This is a genomic window from Pseudomonas sp. MWU12-3088 (assembly GCF_023242405.1).
In the GTDB taxonomy this organism is placed as follows: Bacteria; Pseudomonadota; Gammaproteobacteria; order Pseudomonadales; family Pseudomonadaceae; genus Aquipseudomonas; species Aquipseudomonas kribbensis.
Genome location: NZ_JALJEA010000005.1, coordinates 134,615 through 159,501, shown reverse-complemented (window position 1 = coordinate 159,501; position 24,887 = coordinate 134,615). Strand labels below are relative to the sequence as shown.

The following is a 24,887-nucleotide window of genomic DNA, read 5'->3' as shown; positions in this document are numbered from 1 at the left end:
CCATGGTTGCCGCATTGCTTGATCGTCTTGGTGTGAACCCGGCCCTGTACCAGAACGGCAAAGTGCCGGTGCATTCGCCCATCGACGGCAGCCGCATCGGCGCCGTGAACTGGGAAGGCCCGGCCGAAGTCGAGCAGCACATCAGTCGCGCAGATCATGCGTTCGAACAATGGCGCAAGGTGCCGGCCCCCCGTCGTGGCGAGCTCGTGCGCCAATTCGGCGAAGTCCTGCGTGAATACAAGGCCGACCTCGGCGAGCTGGTGTCGTGGGAAGCCGGCAAGATCACCCAGGAAGGCCTCGGTGAAGTGCAGGAGATGATCGACATCTGCGACTTCGCCGTCGGCCTGTCCCGCCAGTTGTACGGCTTGACCATCGCCTCCGAGCGCCCGGGCCACCACATGCGTGAAACCTGGCATCCGCTGGGCGTGGTCGGCGTGATCAGTGCATTCAACTTCCCGGTCGCGGTGTGGGCATGGAACACCACGCTGGCGCTGGTCTGCGGCAACCCGGTGGTGTGGAAGCCGTCGGAAAAGACTCCGCTGACCGCGCTGGCCTGTCAGGCGCTGTTCGAACGCGTACTGAAGAACTTCAGCGATGCCCCGGCGCACCTGAGCCAGGTGATCATCGGCGGTCGTGATGCCGGCGAAGCGCTGGTGGATGACCCGCGTGTCGCACTGATCAGCGCTACCGGCAGCACCCGCATGGGCCGCGAAGTGGCGCCGAAAGTCGCCGCGCGCTTTGCCCGCAGCATTCTCGAACTGGGCGGCAACAACGCGATGATCCTCGGCCCGAGCGCCGATCTGGACATGGCCGTGCGCGCCATTCTGTTCAGCGCCGTCGGCACTGCCGGTCAGCGTTGCACCACGTTGCGTCGCCTGATCGCCCATGAATCGGTGAAAGAAGAAATCGTCACCCGCCTCAAGGCTGCCTATTCCAAGGTGCGCATCGGTCACCCTCTGGAAGGCAACCTGATCGGCCCGCTGATCGACAAGCACAGCTTTGAAAATATGCAGGATGCGCTGGAGCAGGCGCTGAGCGAGGGCGGCCGGGTGTTCGGCGGCAAGCGCCAACTGGAAGACCAATTCCCCAACGCCTACTACGTGTCGCCAGCCATCGTTGAAATGCCGGAGCAGAGCGACGTGGTGTGCAGCGAAACCTTCGCACCGATCCTGTACGTGGTCGGCTACAGCGATTTCGACGAGGCGCTGCGCCTGAACAACGCCGTGCCGCAAGGCCTGTCGTCGTGCATCTTCACCACCGATGTGCGCGAGGCCGAGAAATTCATGTCGGCAGTCGGTAGCGACTGTGGCATCGCCAACGTCAACATCGGCCCGAGCGGCGCGGAAATCGGCGGCGCGTTTGGCGGTGAAAAAGAAACCGGCGGTGGTCGCGAGTCTGGCTCGGATGCATGGCGCGCGTACATGCGCCGGCAGACAAACACCGTGAACTACTCGCTGGAGTTGCCGTTGGCGCAGGGCATCACGTTCGACTGATCCCTTCGGTCAAATCCCCTTGTGGGAGCGGGCTTGCCCGCGAATGCGTAAGGTCAGTTGATATAGATGTTGGCTGAAACACCGCTTTCGCGAGCAAGCCCGCTCCCACAGGATCAGCAGTGTGTTTGGCAGGTTTCTGTTGGAGTCTGGCAATGCCGTTACGCGAAGAATGTCTGTGGGAAAAACTCACGCCGCAACGACCGGATAACTCGGCGCTCAGGGGCGAGGTCAAAGTCGATGTCTGCGTGATCGGCGCCGGGTTTACCGGGTTGTCGGCGGCGCTGCATCTGCTGGAGAAAGGCAAAAGTGTCTGCGTGCTAGAAGCCCATCGCGCCGGGCATGGCGGTTCCGGGCGCAACGTCGGACTGGTCAACGCCGGGATGTGGATCCCGCCGGACGAGATCGAGGCCGGCTTCGGCGAGGCGGTCGGCAGCCAGCTCAACCGCATGCTCGGAGCGGCGCCGGCGCTGGTGTTCAGCCTTGTGGATAAGTACAACATCGATTGCCAGTTGCGCCGCGAAGGCACCCTGCACATGGCGCACAACGCCAAGGGCGAGGCGGATCTGCGCAGTCGCGAAGAACAGTGGAAACGCCGCGGTGCGCCGGTCGAACTACTGACCGGCAAAGCCTGTGAACAGGCAACCGGCACGCAAAAGATTGCCGCCGCGCTGCTGGACCGGCGTGCCGGCACGCTCAATCCGATGGCGTATGTCACCGGGCTGGCGAAAGCCGTGTCTGGGCTCGGCGGGCAGATGTTCGATCATTCCCCGGTCACCCGACTTGAACGTCAGGGCCAGCAATGGTCGGTGCAGACCGGGCAGGGCTCGGTGCAAGCCGAACAAGTGGTCATTGCCTCCAACGCCTACACCGAAGGCGACTGGACCGAACTCAAACGCAATTTCTTCCCCGGTTACTACTATCAGGTCGCTTCGGTACCGCTCACCGAAGATGCGGCTCAGGAAATCCTGCCGGGCGGGCAGGGCTCGTGGGATACCCGCCAGGTGCTGAGCAGCATCCGCCGCGACAAGGACGGGCGTCTGTTGCTGGGCAGCCTCGGTAATGGCAATCAGAAACCGACCTGGTTCCTCAAGGCCTGGGCCGACCGGGTGCAGCAGCATTATTTCCCCAACCTCAAGCCCGTGGAGTGGGAATGCACCTGGACCGGGCGCATCGCTTTCACTCCCGATCACTTGATGCGCCTGTTCGAGCCGGCGCCGGGACTGGTGGCCGTCACCGGTTACAACGGTCGTGGCGTGACCACCGGCACCGTGGTCGGCAAAGCCTTCGCCGACTACCTGTGTAACGGAAATCCTCAGGCCTTGCCGATTCCCTTTGCACCGATGCAGCCCCTGACGGGCGTGGGCTTGCGCAGTTGCCTGTACGAGGCCGGGTTCTCGCTGTATCACGCGGGCCAGTGCCTGCGCATCGTCATTTGAATGTTGAAAATTGTTGCGTAACGCAGCGCTTTTGCGCGTAGCGACTAGCCTGTAATGGTGCGGGTTGTAGCAGTCCCGCACCAGCAGTGTGCAGTTCGGTGACGCGGGCTGTTACAGGCTGGTTGCACGTCGTTTGGCGCCGCGGTTGCAATGATGGCGCGTGCGGGTTGCGCCTGAAAAAACAAATGGTTTCACCTTCCGCGGTTTAGACGGTTGCACGCCCAATGAAAATGGGAACGAAACAGTCGAAATAACAAGAAAGCAGCGACTTTTTGAAGAATAAAAAACCGATGGCACGGCCCTTGCTCTGAGCATTCCAGTGAAGTCGCAGTGCCAACTAAAAAAAACCTTGGAGCACCACCTCATGTCCCAGACGTTTTACAAGAAAGGCTTTCTGGCCCTCGCAGTGGCTACTGCGCTGGGTGTTTCTGCGTTTGCACAAGCTGATGTGAAAATCGGTGTGGCGGGCCCCATGACGGGCGCCAACGCGGCATTTGGCGAGCAGTACATGAAGGGGGCACAAGCGGCGGCCGATGCGGTCAACGCGGCGGGCGGCGTCAACGGGGAGAAAATCGTCCTGGTCAAAGGCGATGACGCCTGCGAACCGAAACAGGCGGTGACGGTCGCCAAGGACCTCACCAACCAGAAAGTCGCCGGTGTAGTCGGCCACTTCTGCTCTTCCTCCACCATTCCTGCGTCGGAGATCTACGACGAAGCCGGCATCATCGCGATCACCCCGGGTTCCACCAACCCGCAGGTGACCGAGCGTGGCCTGAGCGCCATGTTCCGTATGTGCGGCCGTGACGACCAGCAAGGCATCGTCGCCGGCGACTACATCGTCGACGTGCTCAAGGGCAAGAAAGTGGCCGTGCTGCACGACAAGGACACCTACGGTCAGGGCCTGGCCGATGCGACCAAGGCACAGCTGGAAAAACGCGGCGTGAAGCCGGTGCTGTACGAAGGCCTGACCCGTGGCGAGAAAGACTTCAGCGCCGTGGTCACCAAGATCCGCGCGGCCGGTGCCGACGTGGTCTACTTCGGCGGCCTGCACCCCGAAGCCGGTCCACTGGTCAAGCAACTGCGTACCGAAGGCTTGAAAGACGTGAAGTTCATGTCTGACGACGGCATCGTGACCGACGAACTGGTGACCACCGCCGGCGGCCCGCAATACGTCGACGGCGTGCTGATGACCTTCGGCGCCGACCCGCGCCTGCTGCCGGAAAGCAAGACTGTCGTGGATGCCTTCCGCAAGGCCGGCACCGAGCCTGAAGGCTACACCCTGTACGCCTACGCCTCGATCCAGGCCCTGGCCGCCGGCTTCAACGGCGCCAAGTCCAACAAGGGCGAAGACGCTGCCAAATGGCTGAAAGCCAACCCTGTGAAAACCGTGATGGGCGAGAAGACCTGGGACGCCAAGGGCGACCTGAAAGTCTCCGACTACGTGGTCTACCAGTGGGACGCGACCGGCAAATATCACCAGCTGGAAAAACAGAAGTAAGGGCTGACGCGATCGGCTGACCTCCACAGAACTTCTGTGGGGGCAGTCCGGTCGTGGCTGACACTGCTCCGACGTAAATCTGTATTTTTCCTAGAAGAACCGCGCGCCTCAGGGTGTGCAGGTTCTCACTGCGTGAGATTGCGTTATGGATGGTATTTTCCTGCAGCAACTGGTCAACGGCCTGACCCTCGGGTCGGTCTATGGCCTGATCGCCATCGGCTACACAATGGTCTACGGCATCATCGGCATGATCAACTTCGCCCACGGCGAGGTTTACATGATTTCCGCTTACCTCGCGGCAATCAGTCTGGCTCTGCTGGCTTACTTCGGTATCGAATCCTTCCCGCTGCTGATGCTCGGCACACTGGTCTTCACCATCGTCGTCACGGGGGTGTATGGCTGGGTCATCGAACGCATCGCCTACAAACCACTGCGCAACTCCACTCGACTGGCTCCGCTGATCAGCGCCATCGGTATCTCCCTGATCCTGCAAAACTATGCCCAGATCAGCCAGGGCGCCCGTCAACAGGGTGTTCCGACGCTGCTCACCGGTGCCTGGCGCATCGATGTTGGCTCGGGCTTCGTCCAGCTGACCTACACCAAGATCTTCATTCTCGTCGCGGCGTTCGTCGGGATGGGCCTGCTGACCTACGTGATCAAGTACACCAAGCTCGGCCGCATGTGCCGCGCCACCCAGCAAGACCGCAAGATGGCTTCGATCCTGGGGATCAACACCGACCGGGTGATTTCCTATGTGTTCATCATCGGTGCAGCGATGGCGGCCCTGGCCGGCGTGCTGATCACCATGAACTACGGCACGTTCGACTTCTATGCAGGCTTCGTCATCGGCATCAAGGCGTTCACCGCCGCAGTGCTCGGCGGGATCGGCTCGCTGCCTGGCGCCATGTTGGGCGGGATCATCCTCGGGATCTCCGAGTCGCTGTTCTCGGGCCTGGTCAACTCCGACTACAAAGACGTGTTCAGCTTCTCGCTGCTCGTACTTGTTCTGGTCTTCCGGCCTCAGGGCCTGCTGGGCCGTCCTCTTGTGTCGAAGGTGTAAGCGATGTCTTCAACCACTGCAAAATCCATTGATGTCAAAAAAAGCCTGGTTGAGGCGATTCTCGCCGGTCTGATCGCCCTGATCGTGTTCGGGCCGATTGTCGGCGTGGTACTCGACGGCTACAGCTTCAACCTCGAACCGACTCGCGTGGCGTGGATCATTGCCATTGTCATGGCTGGCCGGTTTGCCTTGAGCCTGTTTCTGCAGACCCCCAAGGGCCTGAAAATCCTCGAAGGATTCGAGAGCACCGGTTCCGGCGTGCATGTGCTGCCCGCCGATCACAAGTCCAGGCTGCGCTGGATCATCCCGCTGCTGATCGTGCTGGCGGTGATCGTGCCATTCGTTTCCAACTCCTACCTGCTGGGCGTGGTCATCCTCGGACTGATCTACGTGCTGCTGGGGCTGGGGCTGAACATCGTGGTCGGTCTGGCCGGCCTGCTCGACCTCGGCTACGTGGCGTTCTACGCCATCGGCGCCTACGGTCTGGCGCTCGGTTATCAGTACCTCGGCCTGGGCTTCTGGACGGTGCTGCCGCTGGCGGCGATCACCGCTGGCCTTGCCGGTTGCATCCTCGGTTTCCCGGTGCTGCGCCTGCACGGTGACTATCTGGCGATCGTGACGCTGGGCTTCGGTGAAATCATCCGTCTGATCCTCAACAACTGGCTGTCGCTGACTGGCGGTCCGAACGGCATGCCGGCGCCATTGCCGACCTTCTTCGGTCTGGAATTCGGCAAGCGAGCGAAGGATGGCGGGGTGCCGTTCCACGAGTTCTTCGGCATCGCCTACAACCCGGACGTGAAGTATTACTTCATCTATGCGGTGCTGTTCCTGGTGGTGCTGGCCGTGCTGTACATCAAGCATCGTCTGGTGAAGATGCCGGTCGGCCGCGCCTGGGAGGCCCTGCGTGAAGACGAGATCGCCTGCCGCTCGATGGGCCTCAACCACGTGCTGGTCAAGCTCTCGGCGTTCACCATCGGTGCGTCCACGGCGGGTCTGGCGGGTGTGTTCTTCGCCACTTATCAAGGCTTCGTCAACCCGACCTCGTTCACCTTCTTCGAATCGGCACTGATCCTCGCCATTGTCGTGCTCGGCGGCATGGGTTCGACCATCGGCGTGGTGATCGCAGCGTTCGTGCTGACGGTTGCCCCGGAACTGCTGCGCGGTTTCGCCGAATACCGCGTGCTGCTGTTCGGGATCCTGATGGTGTTGATGATGATCTGGCGACCTCGCGGGCTGATCCGCATCAGCCGTACCGGGGTCACTCCACGCAAAGGTGCCATTCACTATGAGAGGACTGCGCCATGAGTGAAGTCGTACTCTCTGTTGAAAAACTGATGATGCACTTCGGTGGCATCAAGGCCTTGAGCGACGTCAGCCTGAAGGTCAAACGCAACTCGATCTTCGCCCTGATCGGCCCCAACGGCGCCGGCAAGACCACGGTGTTCAACTGCCTGACCGGGTTCTACAAGGCCTCCGGCGGCAAGATCGAACTCAACGTGCGCGGCCAGCAGACCAACGTCATCCAGCTGCTGGGCGAGTCGTTCAAGCCTACCGACTTCGTCTCGCCGAAAAGCTTCGCCAGTCGCCTGTACTACAAGATGTTCGGCGGCACCCACCTGGTAAACCGCGCGGGCCTGGCCCGGACGTTCCAGAACATTCGCCTGTTCAAGGAAATGTCGGTGCTGGAAAACCTGCTGGTGGCCCAGCACATGTGGGTCAACCGCAACATGCTGGCCGGCATCCTCAACACCAAGGGCTATCGCAAGGCCGAAAGCGATGCGCTGGACTGCGCGTTCTACTGGCTGGAAGTGGTGGATCTGGTGGACTGCGCCAACCGTCTGGCCGGTGAACTGTCCTACGGCCAGCAACGCCGTCTAGAGATCGCCCGAGCCATGTGCACGCGGCCGCAGATCATCTGCCTCGACGAACCGGCCGCCGGCCTCAACCCTCAGGAAACCGAAGCGCTGAGCGCGATGATCCGGCTGCTGCGCGACGAGCACGATCTGACCGTGGTGCTGATCGAACACGACATGGGCATGGTAATGAGCATTTCCGATCACATCGTGGTGCTGGACCACGGCATCGTCATCGCCGAAGGCGGTCCGGATGATATCCGCCACGATCCGAAGGTGATTGCGGCTTACCTGGGCGCCGACGAAGAGGAAGTCGTATGACGCAACCCATCCTCGAACTCAAGGATCTGGACGTGTTCTACGGCCCGATCCAGGCCCTCAAAGGCGTCTCGCTGCAGATCAACGAAGGGGAAACCGTCAGCCTGATCGGCTCCAACGGTGCCGGCAAGTCGACGCTGCTGATGTCGATCTTCGGCCAGCCACGGGCGGCGGGCGGGCAGATCCTCTATCAGGGCGTGGACATTACCCACAAGTCATCGCACTACATCGCCTCCAACGGCATCGCGCAGTCGCCGGAAGGGCGGCGGGTGTTCCCCGACATGACCGTCGAGGAAAACCTGCTGATGGGCACCATCCCGATCGGCGACAAGTACGCCAAGGAAGACATGCAGCGCATGTTCGAGCTGTTCCCGCGGCTCGAAGAGCGTCGCACCCAGCGGGCGATGACCATGTCCGGCGGTGAACAGCAGATGCTCGCCATCGCCCGGGCCCTGATGAGCCGTCCCAAGCTGTTGCTGCTGGATGAGCCGAGTCTGGGGCTGGCGCCGATCGTGGTGAAACAGATCTTCGCCACCCTGCGGGAACTGGCGAAAACCGGCATGACCATTTTCCTCGTCGAACAGAACGCCAACCATGCGTTGAAGCTGTCCGACCGGGCCTACGTGATGGTCAACGGCGAGATCCGCCTGACGGGCACCGGCAAGGAATTGCTGGTGAACGAGGAGGTGCGTAACGCCTATCTTGGCGGGCACTGAGTTCTCAGGTTTTCCACAGCGATAAAAGCCCCGAGACGCGAGTCCCGGGGCTTTTTTGTATCCAGAATCGATCACGATCCACGCCATTCCCGAAATTGTGGAAAACAAAATCCCCAACCTGCCAAAGCGCGACATATAGACGCTGCAAATCGCTGTTTTTCCACAGTTTTGACTTGTCCCCGTTTGCTGTGGAGCCGGCTGTGAATAACGTGGGAGTAGCTGGCTGAGAACCTTTAAAACCGTGGCTTGCAGGCGTGTGATTGTTTTTTGATCAGGCCTTTTCCCAGTTGCTGGGGGCTCGTTTGTCAACCTTTTTATGGCCACGGCAAAACAGGCGAATGCATGTGGGCAAGCCTGTGGATAAGTCTGTGATTAAACTCTGGAAAGACTGCGCTGAGGGCCGTGATTACTGGCCCTGCGCAATCACGGCGGTGACTGGCCAGTCGTGCAGAATGCCTTGCTCTGCACAGCAGGTTCTCCGGGGTCAAGAAAAAAACTTTCCATATCCCGTGCAAAGCCTTGTGGGTAAAGGGTTTATGCAACTTTCACTTGCCCCCAGAGACTGTGGGCCTGTCTGTGGATAACGTGCGCGTAGTTGGCTGAAAGCCAAGCCAGACAAGGCCTGGCGGTGGTTGGTTATTTTTTGAACAGTGCACATGAATAAATCTTCACTTCGCCAATTCCGGGTTTGGATAATCTGCGCGCATCGCCTCACTCTGTGTGGGGTTTTTGTCAGTGGAAGACCTGGAGCCAATGCATGACCGATAGCCCCGCTTTTGTTCCGGCCGACGTCAGCCCGGTCCGTCGGCTACGCCAGCGAATCGGCTATCAGATAGCAGTGATGGATCTTGGCGGTCGCGGTTTGCTGTTGATTGGCGGGCTGCTGTTTCTGGCCTGGCTCAGTTCGGGAATCTACAAGGTACAGCCTGACGAACAGGGCATTGTCCTGCGATTCGGGCGCTGGCAGCAGACCGCTGAATCCGGTTTGCACTATCACCTGCCATTCCCCATCGAAACGGTGCTGTTGCCGAAAATCACTCAGGTCAATCAGTTGCAACTGGGCAGCAGCATCAGTGTGCAAAGTGCGGCCGGCACCGGTGCCCGCGACAAGCAGATGCTCACCGGTGACGAGAACATCGTCGAAGCGGATTGCACGGTGTTCTGGCGGATCAAGGATGCACGCCTGTACCTGTTCAGAATCAGTGACCCGGAACGCTCGGTGAAACTGGCGGCAGAAAGTGCATTGCGCGAAGTGATCGGACGCACGCCGATTCAGTCGGTCATGTCTGACAAACGGGCGCAGATCGCCGATGAAACCCGTGAGTTATTGCAGCAATTGCTGGATCGCGAAGAGGCCGGGATTCTGGTCACGCAAGTCCAGTTGCAGCGGGTCGATCCACCGCCACAGGTCATTGATGCATTCAACGACGTGCAACGGGCGCGTGCGGACCAAGAGCGCTCGCGCAACGAAGCCGAAGCCTACGCCAACGATGTGATTCCCCGGGCGCGTGGCGATGCTTCGCGCATTACCCAGGAGGCCGAGGCGTACAAGGCTCAGGTCGGCAATCTCGCCGAAGGTGAAGCCAAGCGCTTTCTCTCGGTCTATAACAGCTATGTGCAGTCCCGGGATGTCACGGCGTGGCGCCTCTACATGGAGAGCATGGATGAGGTGTTGAAAAAAGCCTCCAGAGTGATCGTCGATTCCTCTGGCAAAGGCATGTCCGGCGTGGTGCCTTACATGCCGCTGGGCGAGTCGGTGAAAGCGGCTCCAAAGGAGTCCCGACCATGAATCGACTGTTCAAGCGCGCGGCGCTGGTCAGCGCAGCGTTGGGACTCTGGGCGTTGGGGGCTTCAGCCTATGTGGTCGACGAATCGCAGCAGGCGTTGATCATTCGCTTCGGGGCGCCGATGGGGGTGGCCGGCGAGCCGGGCTTGAAATTCAAGGTGCCGTTCAGCGATTCCATTGTCTTCTACGATCGTCGTTTGCAGACGCTGGCATCCCCGGCCGAGCAAGTGATTCTCGGCGATCAGAAGCGTATCGAGGTGGAAACCTACAGCCGCTTTCGTATCAGCGACCCGCTACGTTTCTATCAGGCCGTCGGGACGCTTGATCAGGCCAATGCGCAGTTGATGCAAATGGTCAGCTCGTCACTGCGTCGGGAACTGGGTGAAGTTTCGTTACGTTCGCTGTTGTCGCCTGCACGACAGCAATCCGTTGCGATCATCGAGAAAGACGTCGCCGAAAAGGCTCGAGCCTTGGGTATCGATGTCACGGAAGTGCGCCTGCACCGTCTCGATTTGCCGCTGGAGGCCAGTCAGGCCATTTACGACCGAATGAAGTCCGAGCGGCAACGCGAAGCCAAGGAGTTGCGTGCCCAGGGATTCGAGTGGGCGCAGCAGATCCAGGCCAAGGCGGATCGCGATCGCACGGTGCTGCTCTCCGAGGTTCAGCGCCAGTCGGCAATCACCCATGGTGAAGCGGATGCGGCGGCCAACCAGATTCTCTCGGCGGCATTCAGCAAGGACCCGGGGTTTTACAAACTGTACCGTTCGTTGCAGACCTATCGTCAGGCATTGTCGGACAGCCAGCCGATGCTGGTGCTGAGCCCGGACGCCGCGTTTCTCAAACAGTTTGAAAACGGCCCGGCCGCTAGCGACGACCGCAAGCCATGAGCGACCTTCGTGCCACCGCACCGGCCTTGCGCCAGCGCCTGACGCGCATGCTGACCACCGTGGGGCCAGGACTGGTGGTGATGATGGCCGATACGGAAGCCGGCAGTGTGATAACGGCTGCGCAAAGTGGTGCGCAATGGGGCTATCGGTTGCTGTTGTTGCAGTTTCTGCTGGTGCCGTTGATGTTCATGGCTCAGGAGCTGACGGTGCGCCTGGGCCTGTGCACCGGCAAGGGTTACGTCGAATTGATACGGCAGCGCTTTGGCCGGGTAATGGCGGCGATCACGGCGACAGTCCTGCTGATCAGTTGTTTTGGCGCATTGCTGACGCAGATGAGTGGACTGGTCGGTGCCGGCAGTCTGTTTGCGATTCCCGGCTGGGTGATCCTGCTGATGCTGGTGGTGTTCATCCTCGGCATGGTTCTCACCGGCTCCTATCGTTCGGTGGAGCGAGTGACGCTGGCGCTGGGCCTGTTCGGGCTGGCGTTCGTGGCCATGGCGATCAAGTCCCGCCCGGACATGTCCCGACTGCTGCATGACATCGCCCGCATGCCGCTCGACAACCCGGATTACCTCTATCTGATGGCCGCCAATCTGGGCACCAGCGTCATGCCGTGGACAGTGTTTTATCAGCAGTCTGCATTGATCGACAAAGGCCTGGATGCCACGCATTTGCCCATCGCCCGCGCCGATACGCTGATGGGGGCGGTGTTCTGTCAGGTGCTGACGGCGGCCATCGTCATCGCGGCGGCAGCGACCCTCGGCGGGCACCCGGCGGGACTGGACAGCATTGCGCAGATCGGCGAAGCGTTTGGTGCGCTGATCGGTCCGGCCTGGGGCAAGTTGGTGTTCGCCATTGGCCTGGCGGGAGGCGCGCTGGTCGCGACGATCGTGGTCTGTCTGAGCGCCGTCTGGGCAGTGGGCGAGGCGTTGGGAGTCAGGCATTCGCTGGAGCAACACCCGCTGGACGCGCCATGGTTCTATGGCCCGTTCGCTCTCTTGTTGATTGGCGGCGCTTTGCTGGTGGGGTCGGGGGTGAACCTGATTCGCCTGTCGATTGCCGTCGGTGTGCTCAATGCCTTGCTGATTCCACTGATCCTGCTGTTTCTCTTTTGGCTGGCGTACCGCGCGTTACCGACGGAGCACCGCTTGCGGGGACGTTACGCGCAGGTTGTCGCAGTCATTTTCACCCTGACTTCGGCGCTCGGCCTGTATGCAGGGCTCGGTGGAGCACTGGGGTGGTGAAGGCCGTGTTTTCCGGGGAATCATTCGATGCTGTTTGACGGTGCGCTGCATGCCTTGAGTCTGGTGCTGGAGGTATTCCTGCTGGACTTGATCCTGTCCGGAGACAATGCGCTGGTCATCGCCCTGGCCTGTCGCGGCCTGCCTCCCGAGCAACTCAAGCGGGCCGTATTGATCGGCACCAGCGGCGCGATTCTCTTGCGCGTGCTGCTCACGACCCTGGCGAGCTGGTTGTTGTCGGTGCCGGGACTCAAACTTATCGGCGCCGTGCTGTTGCTGATGATCGCCATTCGCCTGCTGACCGAAGAGGCTGCGAACGAAGAGGGGGAGGCGGTGACGGGGGCCGCTTTGCCGACCATGAGCAGCGCGGTGTTCACCGTCCTGACCGCCGACCTGATCATGAGCATGGACAATGTCCTCGGACTCGCGGCAGTGGCGCAGGGCAGTGTGTTCTATCTGTTGCTGGGGCTGTTGCTGAGCGTGCCGGTGCTGATGTTCGCCAGTGTGCAGATCTCCAGACTGTTGCAGCGTCAGCCTCGACTGATCGCGTCAGGGGCGGCATTGCTGGGTTATGTGGCGGGCGACATCGCGGTTGGCGATCCGCTTGTGGTGGGTTGGGTCAACAGTCAGTCGCCTGCGCTGAATCAGATGGTGCCGTTGCTGTGTGCAGTATTTGTGGTATTGCAGGCACGGATTATCCACAGGCAGCGTGAAAAGGTGCCCAGACCGTTGTTCATTCGGCAACTTGTGGTCAAGGCACAAGCGATGGAAGTCCCGGTGATTGCACCGCACGTCGAGGTTCTTCCTCACGTAGTCTCGACCGTCGAGGCAGACGCCAACCCGGTTCGGCAGACCCGACGTTTTCGGGCCCCTGGCGGCTGGGTGACCGTTTTGGCCGGATTGGCGGGCATTTTTCTACTCGGCGGCCTTCTCTACAGCGCTGTGGGCGCCTTGGCCAACAGTTTGCTGCCGGCTGCACAAAAGGACTCTGCCTACAGTTGCACCGAGGCCAGTGCGACACTTTACTTCCGTCCGGGCGGCAGCGCGGTCCGGCTTGTCACGGGTGGTGGTGAAGCTACCGGCTATGTGAACTATGGAAAAATTCTCTGGGAAAATGCACAAACGGCGGCCAAAGCGTTGCACCTGACACTCCCCGACGAGATTGAAAAGACCAGCGCGAACGTAGTGACACTGCGTGGCGGCAGCTTCGCACAGATCCCCTGTACTCGAAATCTCTGACGGGCATCCTGCAGACCCGGTTGCCGCTGCTCGCCGGGCCGGGCATGCTGCCTGCTGATTTTCTATTCCAATGGCTGCCCCGGGTGGCCGAAGCAAGGAGAACACGATGTCCAACACCCTGTTTATCACCGGCGCGACGTCCGGTTTTGGTGAAGCCTGTGCTCGTCGTTTTGCCGAGGCCGGCTGGAAACTGGTGCTGACCGGTCGTCGTGAAGAACGCCTCAACGCGCTGTGCGCCGAGCTGTCGAAGCAGACCGAAGTGCATGGCCTGGTGCTGGACGTACGTGATCGCAAGGCGATGGAGGAGGCGATTGCCAACCTGCCGCCGTCCTTCGCCAAGCTGCGCGGCCTGATCAACAACGCAGGTCTCGCGCTGGGTGTGGACCCTGCCCCCAAGTGCGACCTCGACGATTGGGACACCATGGTCGACACCAACGTCAAAGGCCTGATGTACAGCACTCGCCTGTTGCTGCCACGCCTGATCGCCCACGGTCGTGGCGCCGGTATCGTCAATCTGGGTTCCATCGCCGGTAACTACCCGTACCCGGGCAGCCACGTTTACGGCGCGACCAAGGCGTTCGTCAAACAGTTCTCGCTGAACCTGCGTTGCGACTTGCAGGGCACTGGCGTTCGCGTCAGCAACATCGAGCCAGGCCTGTGCGAGAGCGAGTTCTCGCTGGTGCGTTTCGCTGGTGACCAGGCGCGTTACGACGCGACCTACGCCGGTGCCGAGCCGATCCAGCCGCAGGACATCGCCGAGACGATCTTCTGGGTGCTGAATGCGCCGGCGCACATCAACATCAACAGCCTGGAACTGATGCCGGTGAGCCAGACCTGGGCGGGTTTTGCCATCGAGCGCAACAAGGCTTGATACGGTTTTGCCCTCTTCGCCAGCCGGCCGGCGAAGAGGGCAAATCGGCCAGAATCTGGCAGTAAGGTAGACTCATCCCTCAACAACCCCACCGCACCCTGCGGTTATCAAGGTTTTTCGAGGAGTCAAAGTGAGTAACCGAGGTGAGCAGTCGCTGCTCAAACAATCGACCCTTCTGATGTTCGCCGTGTCGATCGCCGGGATCGTCACCGGTTTTGTTTCGGGTTCCCAGTCCATCCTGTTCGATGGCTTTTTTTCGCTGATTGCCACGTTCATCAAAGTCCTGATGCTGATCACGGCGAAGCTGATCGCCAAGCAAAGCAACCAGCGTTTCCAGTTTGGTTTCTGGCACCTGGAGCCGATGGTGCTGTTGATCGAGGGCAGCTTCCTGCTGCTGATTGCGATCTACGCGTTTCTCAACGGCGTGTTCGGCATTATCAATGGCGGTCGTGAAATCGAGCTGGGTCTGGTGATCATCTACGCGGCGGTGTTTACCGTTGTCGAGTTCGCCTACTTCTTCTACGTGCGCCACCGCAATCGCAAGCTCAAATCGAGCCTGATCCAGTTCGACAACATCAGCTGGCTGGTGGACGCGATGCTCTCCGTGGGCCTGTTGATCAGTTTCCTCGCGGCGCTGCTGCTCAAGTCCCAGGGCTATGGCGAGTGGGCGAAGTTCGTCGATCCTTTGATCCTTATCGTACTGGCCCTGACCATGCTGCCGCCGGCGTTCAAGATTCTCGGCCCGGCACTGCGTGACGTGCTCGGCATTGCGCCGGACACGCTGGATGAGCAGGTGCGCGAGGTGATGGAGGCGGCGAAGGCCGAGCATGGTTTCGACGACTACGTGTCCTACGTGCAGAAGCACGGGCGGGCGCGGTTCATCGAGATTCATGTGGTGTTGCCGGCGGATTACCGGTTGCAGAGCGTCGGCCAGCTGGATGTGCTGCGCGAGCAGATTTCCGCGAAGCTGGGCAAACCGGACGCGGCACGCTGGCTGACTATCAGCTTTACCGGCGACAGGAAGTGGATTGCCTGAAGACCAATCGCCAGCAGGCTGGCTCCCACATTGCAATGCAAATCCTGTGGGAGCCAGCCTGCTGGCGATTGCGGAAGGTCAGTCAGCGTAGATATTCAGTCAGACCGGCATAACAGGTCGCCAGATGATACGGCGTGGTCGACGGCATGTCCTTGCGGCTGACCTCGCCCTGTTCGTCGCGGCATTCATGCCAGCCACCGGCATGCAGGAATCGCTGCTGCAACGCCTGCAACTGATGCAGCACGGTGGCTTCGCTGTCCGGGCGCAAGGTCAGGGCGCGCAGGTATTCGGCCTGGGCCCAGATGCGCTGGGTCGAATCTTTCGGGCGCCCGTCCATATTCAGATCGAGCATGGCCCGCACCGCGCCGGACGATTGCACTACGCCGTACTGCTCGGTGAAGGCAAAGGCCCGGTCCAGCGCGGCATGCAGTTTCGAACTGCGCAGCAGGGGCGAAGACTCCAGCAGGAAATACCACTCGAACTGATGGCCCGGTTCATACCAGTTATCCACAGCCCCCAGCGGTTTCTCCATCAGCACACCGGCCTGAGGATCGACGAAGTGCTTGTGCATGGCTGTGCATAACTCGCTCAGCGCCTGCTTGACCTGCGCATCTTCACGCACGGCCAAGGTGGCCAGGAAGGCTTCGGCCAGGTGCATCAGCGGGTTCTGCAGCGGGCCGGTTTCCAGCGTGATCCAGTCGCGGTCGAGGCAGGCTTCATAGAGGCCGTCACCGGTGGCGAAACGCCGGCCGATGACCTCCAGCGCAGCGTTCAGGGTCGATTCCACCAACGGTTCGCGAGACTTGTCCCAATAGTGGGCGCAGGCGAACAGGATGAAGGCGTGGGTGTAGAGGTCCTTGCGCTGATCCAGCGGTTTGCCCTGGGGATCGATGCTGTAGAACCAGCCGCCGAACTCGGCATCGTGGAAGTGCCGTTGCAGTGAGCGAAACAGAGCGGCCGCCCGCACTTCGGCGTTATCCACAACCCCGATCAGGCTGGAAAACAGGTACAGCTGCCGTGCACAGGCCATAGCCCGATAGCGCTGCGGTGGCAGCGGCTGATGCGCGGCGTCCAGCGCCTCGTAAGGCAACGCCATGTCGGCATTCCAGCCCGGTCCTTGCCAGAGGGGCACGATCACGTCCAGAAAGTGCTGTTGCACTTCACCGAACAGGGTGGTCAATTCAGGCAGGGAGGCGGAGCGGGAAGCGTGGGGCATGGGCGGACGTCGTCACGGCAGGGGCGATTGCGCGACATGGTAGCAGAGCGGCGGCGTGATGAGACGCGGTGTCTGTCAGTCCGCTATCGCCAGCAGGCTGGCTCCCACAGGTTTTGATTACGCTGCAAATCCATTGTGGGAGCGAGCCTGCTCGCGAAGAGGCCAGTTCAAGCGATAGAAATCAGCCGGCCAGCAACCACGCGCCGGTCACCGCCGAAGCGGCTCCGGCCAGTCGAACCAGCGGCGCGGCAGCCTGAGGCAGAAAACACACGACCGCATATCCTGCCGCATGCAATGCGGCTGTCGCGACCACGAAACCGGCGGCATACGCCCACGGGCTCGACATGTCCGGCAACTCCAGACCATGGGCCACGCCGTGGAACAGCGCAAACAACGCCGTCGCCGCCACCGCCATTACCAGCGGCGGACGCACCGCCAGCGCCACCGCCAGGCCCAGCGCCAGCACCGAGGCGGCAATCCCGCTTTCCAACGCCGGCAACTCCAGCCCTTCAAACCCGAGCAGGCCGCCAATCAGCATGGTGCCGACAAACGTGCACGGCAGCGCCCAGCGCGCCGCGCCTTGCTGCTGCGCCGCCCACAGGCCGACGGCCACCATCGCCAGCAAATGGTCGAGGCCGCCGATCGGGTGGCTGATACCGGCCACCAGGCCGGAATCGCCGTGGCCAGGGTGAGCGAAGGCCAGTGCCGGTGTCAGCAGGAGTGCGACGGCGCCGAGAATGCGTTTGAGTGTCATGGAGAAGCTTCCTTGTTGATCAGTGAATCAGGCTGCGGTCAGCAGGCCCTGGCGTTCGATGAAGGCGATGATGTCTTCCAGGCCCTGACCGGTTTTCTGGTTGCTGAACACGAACGGCTTGCCGTTGCGCATGCGTTGGGTGTCGCTGTTCATCATCTCCAGCGAGGCGCCGACCAGCGGTGCGAGGTCGATCTTGTTGATCACCAGCAGGTCGGACTTGCAGATACCGGGCCCGCCCTTGCGCGGCAACTTGTCGCCGGCCGAAACGTCGATCACATAGATAGTCAGGTCGGACAGTTCCGGGCTGAAGGTGGCGGAAAGATTGTCGCCACCGGACTCCACCAGAATCAGGTCAAGTCCCGGAAAGCGCCGGTTCAGTTGATCCACCGCTTCGAGGTTGATCGACGCGTCTTCGCGGATCGCCGTGTGCGGGCAGCCGCCGGTTTCCACGCCGATGATGCGTTCCGGTGCCAGCGCTTCATTGCGCACCAGAAAGTCGGCGTCTTCGCGGGTGTAGATGTCGTTGGTGACCACGGCCAGGTTGTAGCGCTCGCGCAGCGCCAGGCACAGGGCCAGGGTCAACGCGGTTTTGCCGGAACCGACCGGGCCGCCGATACCGACGCGCAGGGGTTGTGTGTTCATGTGATTCTCCAGACTGAAAGGCCCTAGGAACGGAACAGGCGGCTGTACTGGCGCTCATGGGCCATGCACGCCAGGGACAGACCGAACGCGGCGCTGCCGAGGTGTTCGGGATTGATTCGGGTGGCGTCCTGCTGGGCCTGTTGCAGCAGCGGCAGCAGTTCGCTGGTCAGGCGCTGGGCGGCTTGCTGGCCCAGCGGCAGGGTTTTCATCAAGACCGCGAGCTGGTTTTCCAGCCAGCTCCACAGCCAGGCGGCGAGGGCGTCCTGCGGGCTGATCTGCCAGGCGCGGGCCGCCAGTGCCCAGCACAGAGCCAGGTGCGGTTCGTCGCAGGGTTCGAGAAAGTCCCGCGCGGCCTGATCGAGTTCGGGCAAGCCGTTGAGCAATTGCTGCAACGAGTAGCCCATCTGCCGGCTCTCCAGGTGCAGCTCGCGGGTTTCGCGGCTGGCGCGGTGGCTTTCGCAGAGCTTGCGCAATTCATCCCAGTGTTCGTCCGCCGCCGCCTGGCAATGGGCGAGCAGCAGCGGCGCTTCGAATCGCGCGAGGTTGAGCAGCAATTGATCGCTGATCCAGCGCCGGGCGCTGTCCGGGTTATTCACCCGGCCGTTATCCACAGCCATCTCCAGACCCTGGGAATAGCTGTAGCCGCCAATCGGCAGTTGCGGACTGGCCAGGCGCAGCAGCGCCCAGGCCGGGTTCACAAACGGACGCCGAACTGGTGGAGTTTCGGCGCGTAGTTGAAGTCTTCTTCACCGTGCCGCGAATGGTGATGGCCGCCACCGTAGGCGCCGTGTTCCGGCTGGAACGGGGCTTCGATGGATTCCACCTGCGCACCCAGTTGCTCAAGCATGGCTTTGAGTACGTAATCGTCGAGCAGACGCAACCAGCCATCGCCGACTTGCAGCGCGACGTGGCGATTGCCCAGGTGATAGGCCGCGCGGGTCAGTTCGAAGGCGTTGGCGCAGGTGACGTGCAACAGTTGTTCGGGGCGGGCGCAGACCCGGACGATCCGGCCATCTTCTGCCTGCAGGCATTCGCCGTCATGCAGCGGCGGCTGGCCGCGCTCCAGAAACAGTCCGACGTCTTCGCCGTCGGCACTGAAACAGCGCAGGCGGCTTTTGCTCCTGGCTTCGAAAGTCAGGTGCAACTCGGCGGCCCAGACGGGTTGGGGGTCGATTCTGCGATGAATCACCAGCATCGGAAAGCTTCCTGCTAAGAACAATGCTCAGGCTAGAGCAAGGGGCTTGCCAATCGCACGAGACGTAGGAAAACCCTGTCGGAGACTAGCGGATGTTTCAAGATGTTGCAGGATTGTGAGGTGTTTTGGTGCATGAAGTTTTTTACATGCACCAATTTGCGGCGCAAAAAAAATCGCAGCCTTGGCTGCGATTTTTTGCTGACTTACTCGGTACTGCCGAGCCCTTGCCAGTGCTTGAGCCCGATAAAGATGAAGCGCAGCTGCTGGGTGATCTTCGCCTGGGGCGTCAGATGTTCGGGCAGGGCTTCGGCCGGCGGGTCGATGATGTCCGGCAGGGTGGCGAACACCGATTTGACGATCAGGTCGGCCATCACGCTCAGTCCTTCACGGTTCAAGTGCTGGAGCTTGGGCATCAGGGCCAGATCCGCCGCCAGGTCGGAGCTGATGTCCTCCCGCAAACGGCCAATCGCCTGACGGACCGGCAGCGATCCACCGTATTGCTCGCGGGCCAGGAACAGAAACTGCGAACGGTTGGCACTGACCACGTCGAGGAAGATTCGTACCGACGCATCGATGATGCCTCCCATGACGAATTCGTTATGGCGCACCAGGCGGATGGTTTCGCGGAAGGTCTGGCCGACTTCGCTGACCAGTACCAGCCCGAGTTCATCCATGTCGGCGAAATGCCGGTAGAAACCGGTGGGCACGATGCCGGCGGTTTTCGTCACTTCACGCAGGCTCAGGCTGCCGAATCCTCGGCCGCTTTCCATCAAATGGCGGGCAGCGTCCATCAGGGCGTTGCGGGTCTGTTGTTTCTGTTCGGCGCGGGGCAGCATCGCAAGGGTGTGTTCTTAGGCAAGACAAGCGCCGCACTCTAGCAAATCGGCTTTGTCGGCGTCGAACGGCAGCGGGGGAGAGGGCGCAGGGAAATCTCGACTTCTTTATACAGGCTGCTGAAAAGTCAAAAGCCCAATCCGGGGATTGGGCTTTTTTTCCAGGCCGCCACGGGCTTAGCTCAAAGCACTGTTGCGTTCGATCACGCGGTCACCACCACCTTCGGCCAAGGTTTGACCTTGTGGGGTTTTATCGTAGCCATCGGAAGCCAGGGTCTGACCTTGTGGGGTCTTGTCGTAGCCATCGGAAGCCAGAGTCTGACCTTGTGGAGTCTTGTCATAACCGTCCTGGACCAGACCTTTCTCTTCCAGACGATCACGGCCACCTTCGGCTAAGGTTTGACCTTGAGGGGTTTTGTCATAGCCATCTTGAACCAGACCTTTTTCTTCCAGGCGGTTACGACCGTTTTCAGCCAGGGTCTGGCCTTGTGGAGTGCGGTCCGAACCGTCAGCCGCGACAGTCTGGCTGAACACCGAGTGGCTGGATTTCACTTGCGGGGTAGCCTGATCGGCAGCTGGCAGAGCGAAAGCGGTGCTGGCCAGCATCGAGAGGGTAAGACTGAACAGAAGTTGGCGTTTCATGATGGGTTGCTCCTTGGGAGGGCGATAAAGTGGGTACGAAGCCAATGCTACTCTCGATAAGTCGATATAAAAGTTCATAAACACAATGGTAATAATCAACAGAATTGATTGTTCGCTTGGGAGGCTCTAGCTCGGGCGTTTCAGGCGGGCGGTTTTGCACTGCGGTGGGTATTTTCCACCCACTTGCGCCCCGCAAAAGTGCGGGGCCGGTAACGCCGATTCGACCGATCGGTCAGAATGGCCACCGTTTTTTGGCCCTGATGGGGCTTTCGATTAAACCTGCGGGCGGTTTGTCAGTCGTAGACTTCATGAGGGCCTTGCAAGGCCCGTTGTATCAGCGGCGTCGACCCGCAGTCGTTTTCAGGAGCTTTGTGCATGACGCGCACCCGTAAAATCTTCGCCTGGACCTTCGCCACCCTCGTGCTGTTGCTGGCGGTGCTGGTCCTGATCATCGTGTTCTTCGACTGGAACCGGATCAAACCGCCGCTCAACGCCAAAGTTTCGGAAGAACTGCACCGACCGTTCGCCATCAATGGCAACCTCGCCGTGGTCTGGCAGCGCGAGCCGGACGAGGGCGGCTGGCGCGCCTGGGTGCCGTGGCCGCATGTGGTGGCCGAAGACCTGACCCTGGGTAACCCGGACTGGTCGAAGCAGCCGCAGATGGTCACCCTCAAAAAGGTCGAGTTGCGCATTTCGCCGCTGGCCTTGCTGGCGCAACGGGTGACGATCCCGCGCATCGACCTGACCGAACCCAACGCGCAATTGCAGCGCCTGGCCGATGGTCGCGCCAACTGGACGTTCAAATTCGATCCCAAGGACCCGAATGCGGAACCTTCGAACTGGGTGGTGGACATCGGCGCCATCGGTTTCGACAAGGGCCATGTCACCCTGGATGACCAGACCCTCAAAACCAACCTTGACCTGTTGATCGATCCGCTGGGCAAACCGATTCCCTTCAGCGATATCGTCGGCGACAAAGCGGCGAAAACCGCGCTGGAAAAGGGCGGCGCGCCGCAGGATTACGCTTTTGCACTGAAAGTCACCGGCCAGTACCACGGTCAGAAACTCACCGGACAAGGCAAGGTCGGTGGCCTGCTGGCCCTGCAGGATGCGGCCAAACCGTTCCCGCTGCAGGCCCAGGCGAAGATCGGCGACACCAGCATCGAGCTCGCCGGCACCTTGACCGATCCGCTCAACCTCGGCGCCCTCGACCTGCGCCTGAAACTGGCGGGCGCCAGCCTTGGAAATCTCTATCCGCTGACCGGCGTGACCCTGCCGGATACGCCGCCGTATTCCACCGACGGTCATCTGATCGCCAAGCTGCATGAGCCGGACGGCGCGCAGTTCCGCTACGAGCAGTTCAACGGCAAGATCGGCGGCAGCGACATTCACGGCGACCTGGCCTACGTTGCCAGCCAGCCACGGCCCAAACTCAGCGGGGCGTTGCTGTCCAATCAACTGCTGTTCGCCGACCTTGCGCCGCTGATTGGCGCGGATTCCAACGACAAGCAAAAGGCCCGCGGCGGTGAGAGCAAGCAGCCGGTGGACAAGGTGCTGCCGGTAGAGGAGTTCAAGACCGATCGTTGGCGGGCGATGGACGCCGACGTCGAATTCACCGGCAAACGCATCGTTCACAGCGAGAAACTGCCGTTCACTGACCTCTATACCCACCTCAAACTCAGCGACGGCGAACTGAGCCTGGAACCGCTGCGCTTCGGCGTGGCCGGCGGTAACCTCGATGCGCAGATCCGCCTTAATGGCCGTACCGAGCCGCTGGAAGGCCGGGCGAAACTGACCGCGCGCAAGTTCAAGCTCAAGCAGCTGTTCCCGACTTTCGAGCCGATGAAGACCAGTTTCGGCGAGCTCAACGGCGATGCCGATATCAGCGGTCGCGGCAACTCGGTGGCCAAACTGCTGGGCGGCGCCAACGGCAACCTGAAGATGCTGATCAACGACGGCGCCATCAGTCGTGAACTGATGGAGCTGGCGGGACTCAACGTCGGCAACTACGTGGTCGGCAAGGTCTTTGGCGACAAGGAAGTGAAGATCAACTGCGCGGCGGCGGACTTCGACATCAAGACCGGCCTGGCGACCACGCGGCTGTTCGTGTTCGATACCGAGAACGCGATCATCTACATCGACGGCACGGCGAACATGGCCACCGAGCAACTGGACCTGACCGTGACGCCGGAGTCCAAAGGCTGGCGTCTGATTTCCCTGCGCTCACCGCTGTACGTGCGCGGCAAGTTCATCAAGCCGGATGCCGGTGTGAAAGCGGTGCCGCTGATGCTGCGCGGTGCCGGCATGGTCGCGCTGGGTGTGATCGCCGCACCGGCGGCGGGGCTGCTGGCGCTGGTGGCGCCTAGCGGTGGCGAGCCGAACCAGTGCGCGCCGTTGCTGGAGCAGATGAAGGCCGGCAAGGCACCCGTGACCGTCAAACCCACTAAATGATTCTTTAGCGTTTATCAGAAAGCTATCGCGGGCAAGCCCGCTCCCACAGGTTCCGTGAAAACCCTGTGGGAGCGGGCTTGCCCGCGATTGGATCTGGAGGAATCAGAGGTCTTTGAGGATGTCCGCCATGTCATCCGCATGCTCTTCTTCCTGAGCCAGGATGTCTTCGAAGATCCGGCGCGTGGTCGGATCCTTTTCACCGATGTACTGGATGATTTCGCGATAGCTGTCGATGGCGATCCGCTCGGCCACCAGGTCTTCGTAGACCATTTCCTTCAGGGTTTTGCCGGCCACGTATTGCGCGTGGGACATCTTCGACAGCAGATCCGGATTGAACTCGGGCTCGCCGCCCAGTTGCACGATGCGCTCGGCGAGGCGGTCAGCGTGAGCCGCTTCCTGAGTGGCGTGCTCGAGAAATTCGTCGGCGGCAACATTGGCTTTCAGGCCGTTGGCCATGAAGTAATGGCGCTTGTAGCGCAAGACGCAGACCAGCTCGGTGGCCAGCGATTCGTTGAGCAGACGCAGCACTTCTTCTCGATTGGCGCTGTAGCTTTCGGTCACTGCGCCGTTTTCAACGTGTTGTCGTGCGCGTTCGCGCAGGGTTTGAACATCAGACAAATGCAGGTCACTCATTTCAGTCTCCTGGAGGCTAATCCGATTGGCGCCACGTTCTGCCGACGTGATCGCTACCCAGGTTGTGAGTGATGCGCGCTGCAAAAAGTTTTATGTATTTTTCGGCGATCTCGGCGACAGTCCGGACAACTGCGCTTCTTCCTGCAGCCAAGCGAAGAATGCGCGCACCGGCGGATGCCGCTCGCGCCCCGGCACGCACAGTGCGCTGTAACCCGCGCCATCGACCTGCACCTCGCCCTTGTACGGCACCAGCAAGCAGCTGGCGACGCTTTCCGACACCAGAATATTGCTCGCCAGCACCAGCCCTTGCCCGGCGATCGCGGCTTGCAGGGCGTAGTGCTCTTCGTCGTATTCACGGATCACCGGATGCTGATTCATCCAGTTCTCACCGGACTTGCCGCACCACGCTTCCCAGCCATGGGCATACAGCTTCGAGTTGTGCCAGTGCACGCTGATCAGCGATGGCGTGCGACGAGCGGCCAGCGCCACCTGCTCCGGCGAGCCGTACACGCCGAACGATTCATCGAACAGGCACAACCCGTAGAGGTTCGGGTAATCGTCGAGGCTGTAGCGCAACACCAGATCGACGCTGGCGTCCTGATGCAGATCGATCACCTCGCAGTGGGTGTCCAGCCGCACATTGATGTTCGGATGCTTCGCGTAAAACCGCCCCAGTCGCGGCACCAGCCACAGCGCGGCGAACGCCGCTGTGGTCGACAGCGTCAGGCTGCTGCCGCTGCGCTGCGGGCGCAGGGTGTCGACACTTTGTGCCACCTCCAGCAATGCGCCGTGCAGGCTGCGAAACAGCCGCTCGCCGCCCTCGGTCAGGCGCACCTGACGCGGCAGACGTTCGAACAGCGCCACGCCGAGCCAGTCCTCCAGCGAACGGATCTGATGGGAAATCGCCGTCGGCGTCACCGCCAGTTCTTCGGCGGCCGCCTTGAAGCTCAACAGGCGCGAAGCGGATTCGAAGGCGCGCAGGGCGGTCAGTGGCAGTGAAGCGAACATGAAAACTCCAAGGATGAAATTAATTCATCCAGACTGATTTTTGCTCATTTGAGGTGAAGAAGTGATGCCTGCAATCTGG

At 61.1% G+C, this 24,887-nt stretch carries 23 protein-coding genes; 14 read left to right on the top strand and 9 right to left on the bottom strand.

The window, feature by feature from the left end:
* Positions 1 to 2 precede the first annotated feature (2 nt).
* From M5B98_RS14545 to M5B98_RS14485, 13 genes are all read left to right on the top strand, one after another.
* Entirely contained in the window at positions 3 to 1,493 is a 1,491-nt protein-coding gene (locus tag M5B98_RS14545; RefSeq protein WP_114881228.1) for an aldehyde dehydrogenase family protein, read from the top strand.
* 152 nt (positions 1,494 to 1,645) lie between these two features.
* Positions 1,646 to 2,929, top strand: a complete 1,284-nt coding sequence (locus M5B98_RS14540) for an NAD(P)/FAD-dependent oxidoreductase (protein ID WP_248743063.1) — start codon at positions 1,646 to 1,648, stop codon at positions 2,927 to 2,929.
* 364 nt (positions 2,930 to 3,293) lie between these two features.
* Positions 3,294 to 4,427: an ABC transporter substrate-binding protein gene (locus M5B98_RS14535; protein WP_085711176.1), complete on the top strand. Its 1,134-nt coding sequence runs from the start codon at positions 3,294 to 3,296 to the stop codon at positions 4,425 to 4,427.
* A 145-nt stretch (positions 4,428 to 4,572) separates the two neighbouring features.
* Entirely contained in the window at positions 4,573 to 5,487 is a 915-nt protein-coding gene (locus tag M5B98_RS14530; protein ID WP_007950661.1) for an ABC transporter permease subunit, read from the top strand.
* A 3-nt stretch (positions 5,488 to 5,490) separates the two neighbouring features.
* A complete protein-coding gene (gene livM, locus M5B98_RS14525) occupies positions 5,491 to 6,792 on the top strand; it encodes a high-affinity branched-chain amino acid ABC transporter permease LivM (protein ID WP_134825300.1) in 1,302 nt (433 codons plus the stop codon).
* Entirely contained in the window at positions 6,789 to 7,661 is an 873-nt protein-coding gene (locus tag M5B98_RS14520) for an ATP-binding cassette domain-containing protein (protein ID WP_248743062.1), read from the top strand. Before livM ends, M5B98_RS14520 begins: the two co-directional genes overlap by 4 nt.
* On the top strand, positions 7,658 to 8,374 hold the full coding sequence (locus M5B98_RS14515; RefSeq protein WP_007950655.1) for an ABC transporter ATP-binding protein: 717 nt from the start codon (positions 7,658 to 7,660) through the stop codon (positions 8,372 to 8,374). Before M5B98_RS14520 ends, M5B98_RS14515 begins: the two co-directional genes overlap by 4 nt.
* A 757-nt stretch (positions 8,375 to 9,131) precedes the next feature.
* Positions 9,132 to 10,163 carry an FtsH protease activity modulator HflK gene (gene hflK, locus M5B98_RS14510; protein ID WP_248743061.1) on the top strand — a complete coding sequence of 344 codons (1,032 nt, stop codon included), beginning with the start codon at positions 9,132 to 9,134 and terminating at the stop codon, positions 10,161 to 10,163.
* Positions 10,160 to 11,047 carry a protease modulator HflC gene (gene hflC / locus M5B98_RS14505; RefSeq protein ID WP_248743060.1) on the top strand — a complete coding sequence of 296 codons (888 nt, stop codon included), beginning with the start codon at positions 10,160 to 10,162 and terminating at the stop codon, positions 11,045 to 11,047. The genes hflK and hflC overlap by 4 nt, the downstream gene beginning before the upstream one ends.
* Complete coding sequence (locus M5B98_RS14500) at positions 11,044 to 12,291, top strand: Nramp family divalent metal transporter (protein ID WP_248743059.1); 1,248 nt, start codon at positions 11,044 to 11,046, stop codon at positions 12,289 to 12,291. Before hflC ends, M5B98_RS14500 begins: the two co-directional genes overlap by 4 nt.
* Positions 12,292 to 12,318: 27 nt before the next feature.
* Complete coding sequence (locus M5B98_RS14495) at positions 12,319 to 13,527, top strand: TerC family protein (protein WP_248743058.1); 1,209 nt, start codon at positions 12,319 to 12,321, stop codon at positions 13,525 to 13,527.
* Positions 13,528 to 13,633: 106 nt separating this feature from the next.
* Complete coding sequence (locus tag M5B98_RS14490) at positions 13,634 to 14,398, top strand: SDR family oxidoreductase (RefSeq protein ID WP_007950653.1); 765 nt, start codon at positions 13,634 to 13,636, stop codon at positions 14,396 to 14,398.
* A gap of 130 nt (positions 14,399 to 14,528) precedes the next feature.
* Positions 14,529 to 15,434 (top strand): cation diffusion facilitator family transporter, encoded by a 906-nt coding sequence (locus M5B98_RS14485; protein WP_248743057.1) that lies wholly within the window; start codon positions 14,529 to 14,531, stop codon positions 15,432 to 15,434.
* 82 nt (positions 15,435 to 15,516) lie between these two features.
* Here M5B98_RS14485 and M5B98_RS14480 read toward each other — a convergent pair whose 3' ends face one another.
* The 7 genes from M5B98_RS14480 to M5B98_RS14450 form a co-directional block, all read right to left on the bottom strand.
* Positions 15,517 to 16,650 carry an AGE family epimerase/isomerase gene (locus M5B98_RS14480; RefSeq protein WP_248743056.1) on the bottom strand — a complete coding sequence of 378 codons (1,134 nt, stop codon included), beginning with the start codon at positions 16,648 to 16,650 and terminating at the stop codon, positions 15,517 to 15,519.
* A 181-nt stretch (positions 16,651 to 16,831) separates the two neighbouring features.
* Positions 16,832 to 17,404, bottom strand: coding sequence for a HupE/UreJ family protein (locus M5B98_RS14475; protein ID WP_248743055.1), 573 nt, complete (start codon positions 17,402 to 17,404; stop codon positions 16,832 to 16,834).
* 27 nt (positions 17,405 to 17,431) lie between these two features.
* Positions 17,432 to 18,046: an urease accessory protein UreG gene (ureG, locus tag M5B98_RS14470; protein ID WP_007950645.1), complete on the bottom strand. Its 615-nt coding sequence runs from the start codon at positions 18,044 to 18,046 to the stop codon at positions 17,432 to 17,434.
* 23 nt (positions 18,047 to 18,069) lie between these two features.
* The gene (locus M5B98_RS14465) at positions 18,070 to 18,744 is read right to left on the bottom strand and encodes an urease accessory protein UreF (RefSeq protein ID WP_248743054.1); all 675 of its coding nucleotides are present in this window, start codon (positions 18,742 to 18,744) and stop codon (positions 18,070 to 18,072) included.
* Positions 18,741 to 19,241, bottom strand: coding sequence for an urease accessory protein UreE (gene ureE / locus M5B98_RS14460; protein WP_085711182.1), 501 nt, complete (start codon positions 19,239 to 19,241; stop codon positions 18,741 to 18,743). The genes M5B98_RS14465 and ureE overlap by 4 nt, the downstream gene beginning before the upstream one ends.
* A gap of 203 nt (positions 19,242 to 19,444) precedes the next feature.
* Entirely contained in the window at positions 19,445 to 20,077 is a 633-nt protein-coding gene (locus M5B98_RS14455) for a TetR family transcriptional regulator (RefSeq protein ID WP_007950628.1), read from the bottom strand.
* Between the two features lie 174 nt (positions 20,078 to 20,251).
* Positions 20,252 to 20,716: a hypothetical protein gene (locus tag M5B98_RS14450; protein ID WP_114881238.1), complete on the bottom strand. Its 465-nt coding sequence runs from the start codon at positions 20,714 to 20,716 to the stop codon at positions 20,252 to 20,254.
* A gap of 375 nt (positions 20,717 to 21,091) precedes the next feature.
* On the opposite strand from M5B98_RS14450, the gene M5B98_RS14445 reads away from it, so the two are divergent.
* Positions 21,092 to 23,167 carry an AsmA family protein gene (locus M5B98_RS14445; protein ID WP_248743053.1) on the top strand — a complete coding sequence of 692 codons (2,076 nt, stop codon included), beginning with the start codon at positions 21,092 to 21,094 and terminating at the stop codon, positions 23,165 to 23,167.
* A gap of 102 nt (positions 23,168 to 23,269) precedes the next feature.
* Here the strand turns inward: M5B98_RS14445 and M5B98_RS14440 are convergent, their stop codons facing one another.
* Both M5B98_RS14440 and M5B98_RS14435 read right to left on the bottom strand, forming a co-directional pair.
* Positions 23,270 to 23,800, bottom strand: coding sequence for a ferritin-like domain-containing protein (locus tag M5B98_RS14440; RefSeq protein WP_085711185.1), 531 nt, complete (start codon positions 23,798 to 23,800; stop codon positions 23,270 to 23,272).
* 90 nt (positions 23,801 to 23,890) lie between these two features.
* On the bottom strand, positions 23,891 to 24,808 hold the full coding sequence (locus tag M5B98_RS14435) for a LysR substrate-binding domain-containing protein (protein ID WP_248743052.1): 918 nt from the start codon (positions 24,806 to 24,808) through the stop codon (positions 23,891 to 23,893).
* Positions 24,809 to 24,887: the final 79 nt, after the last annotated feature.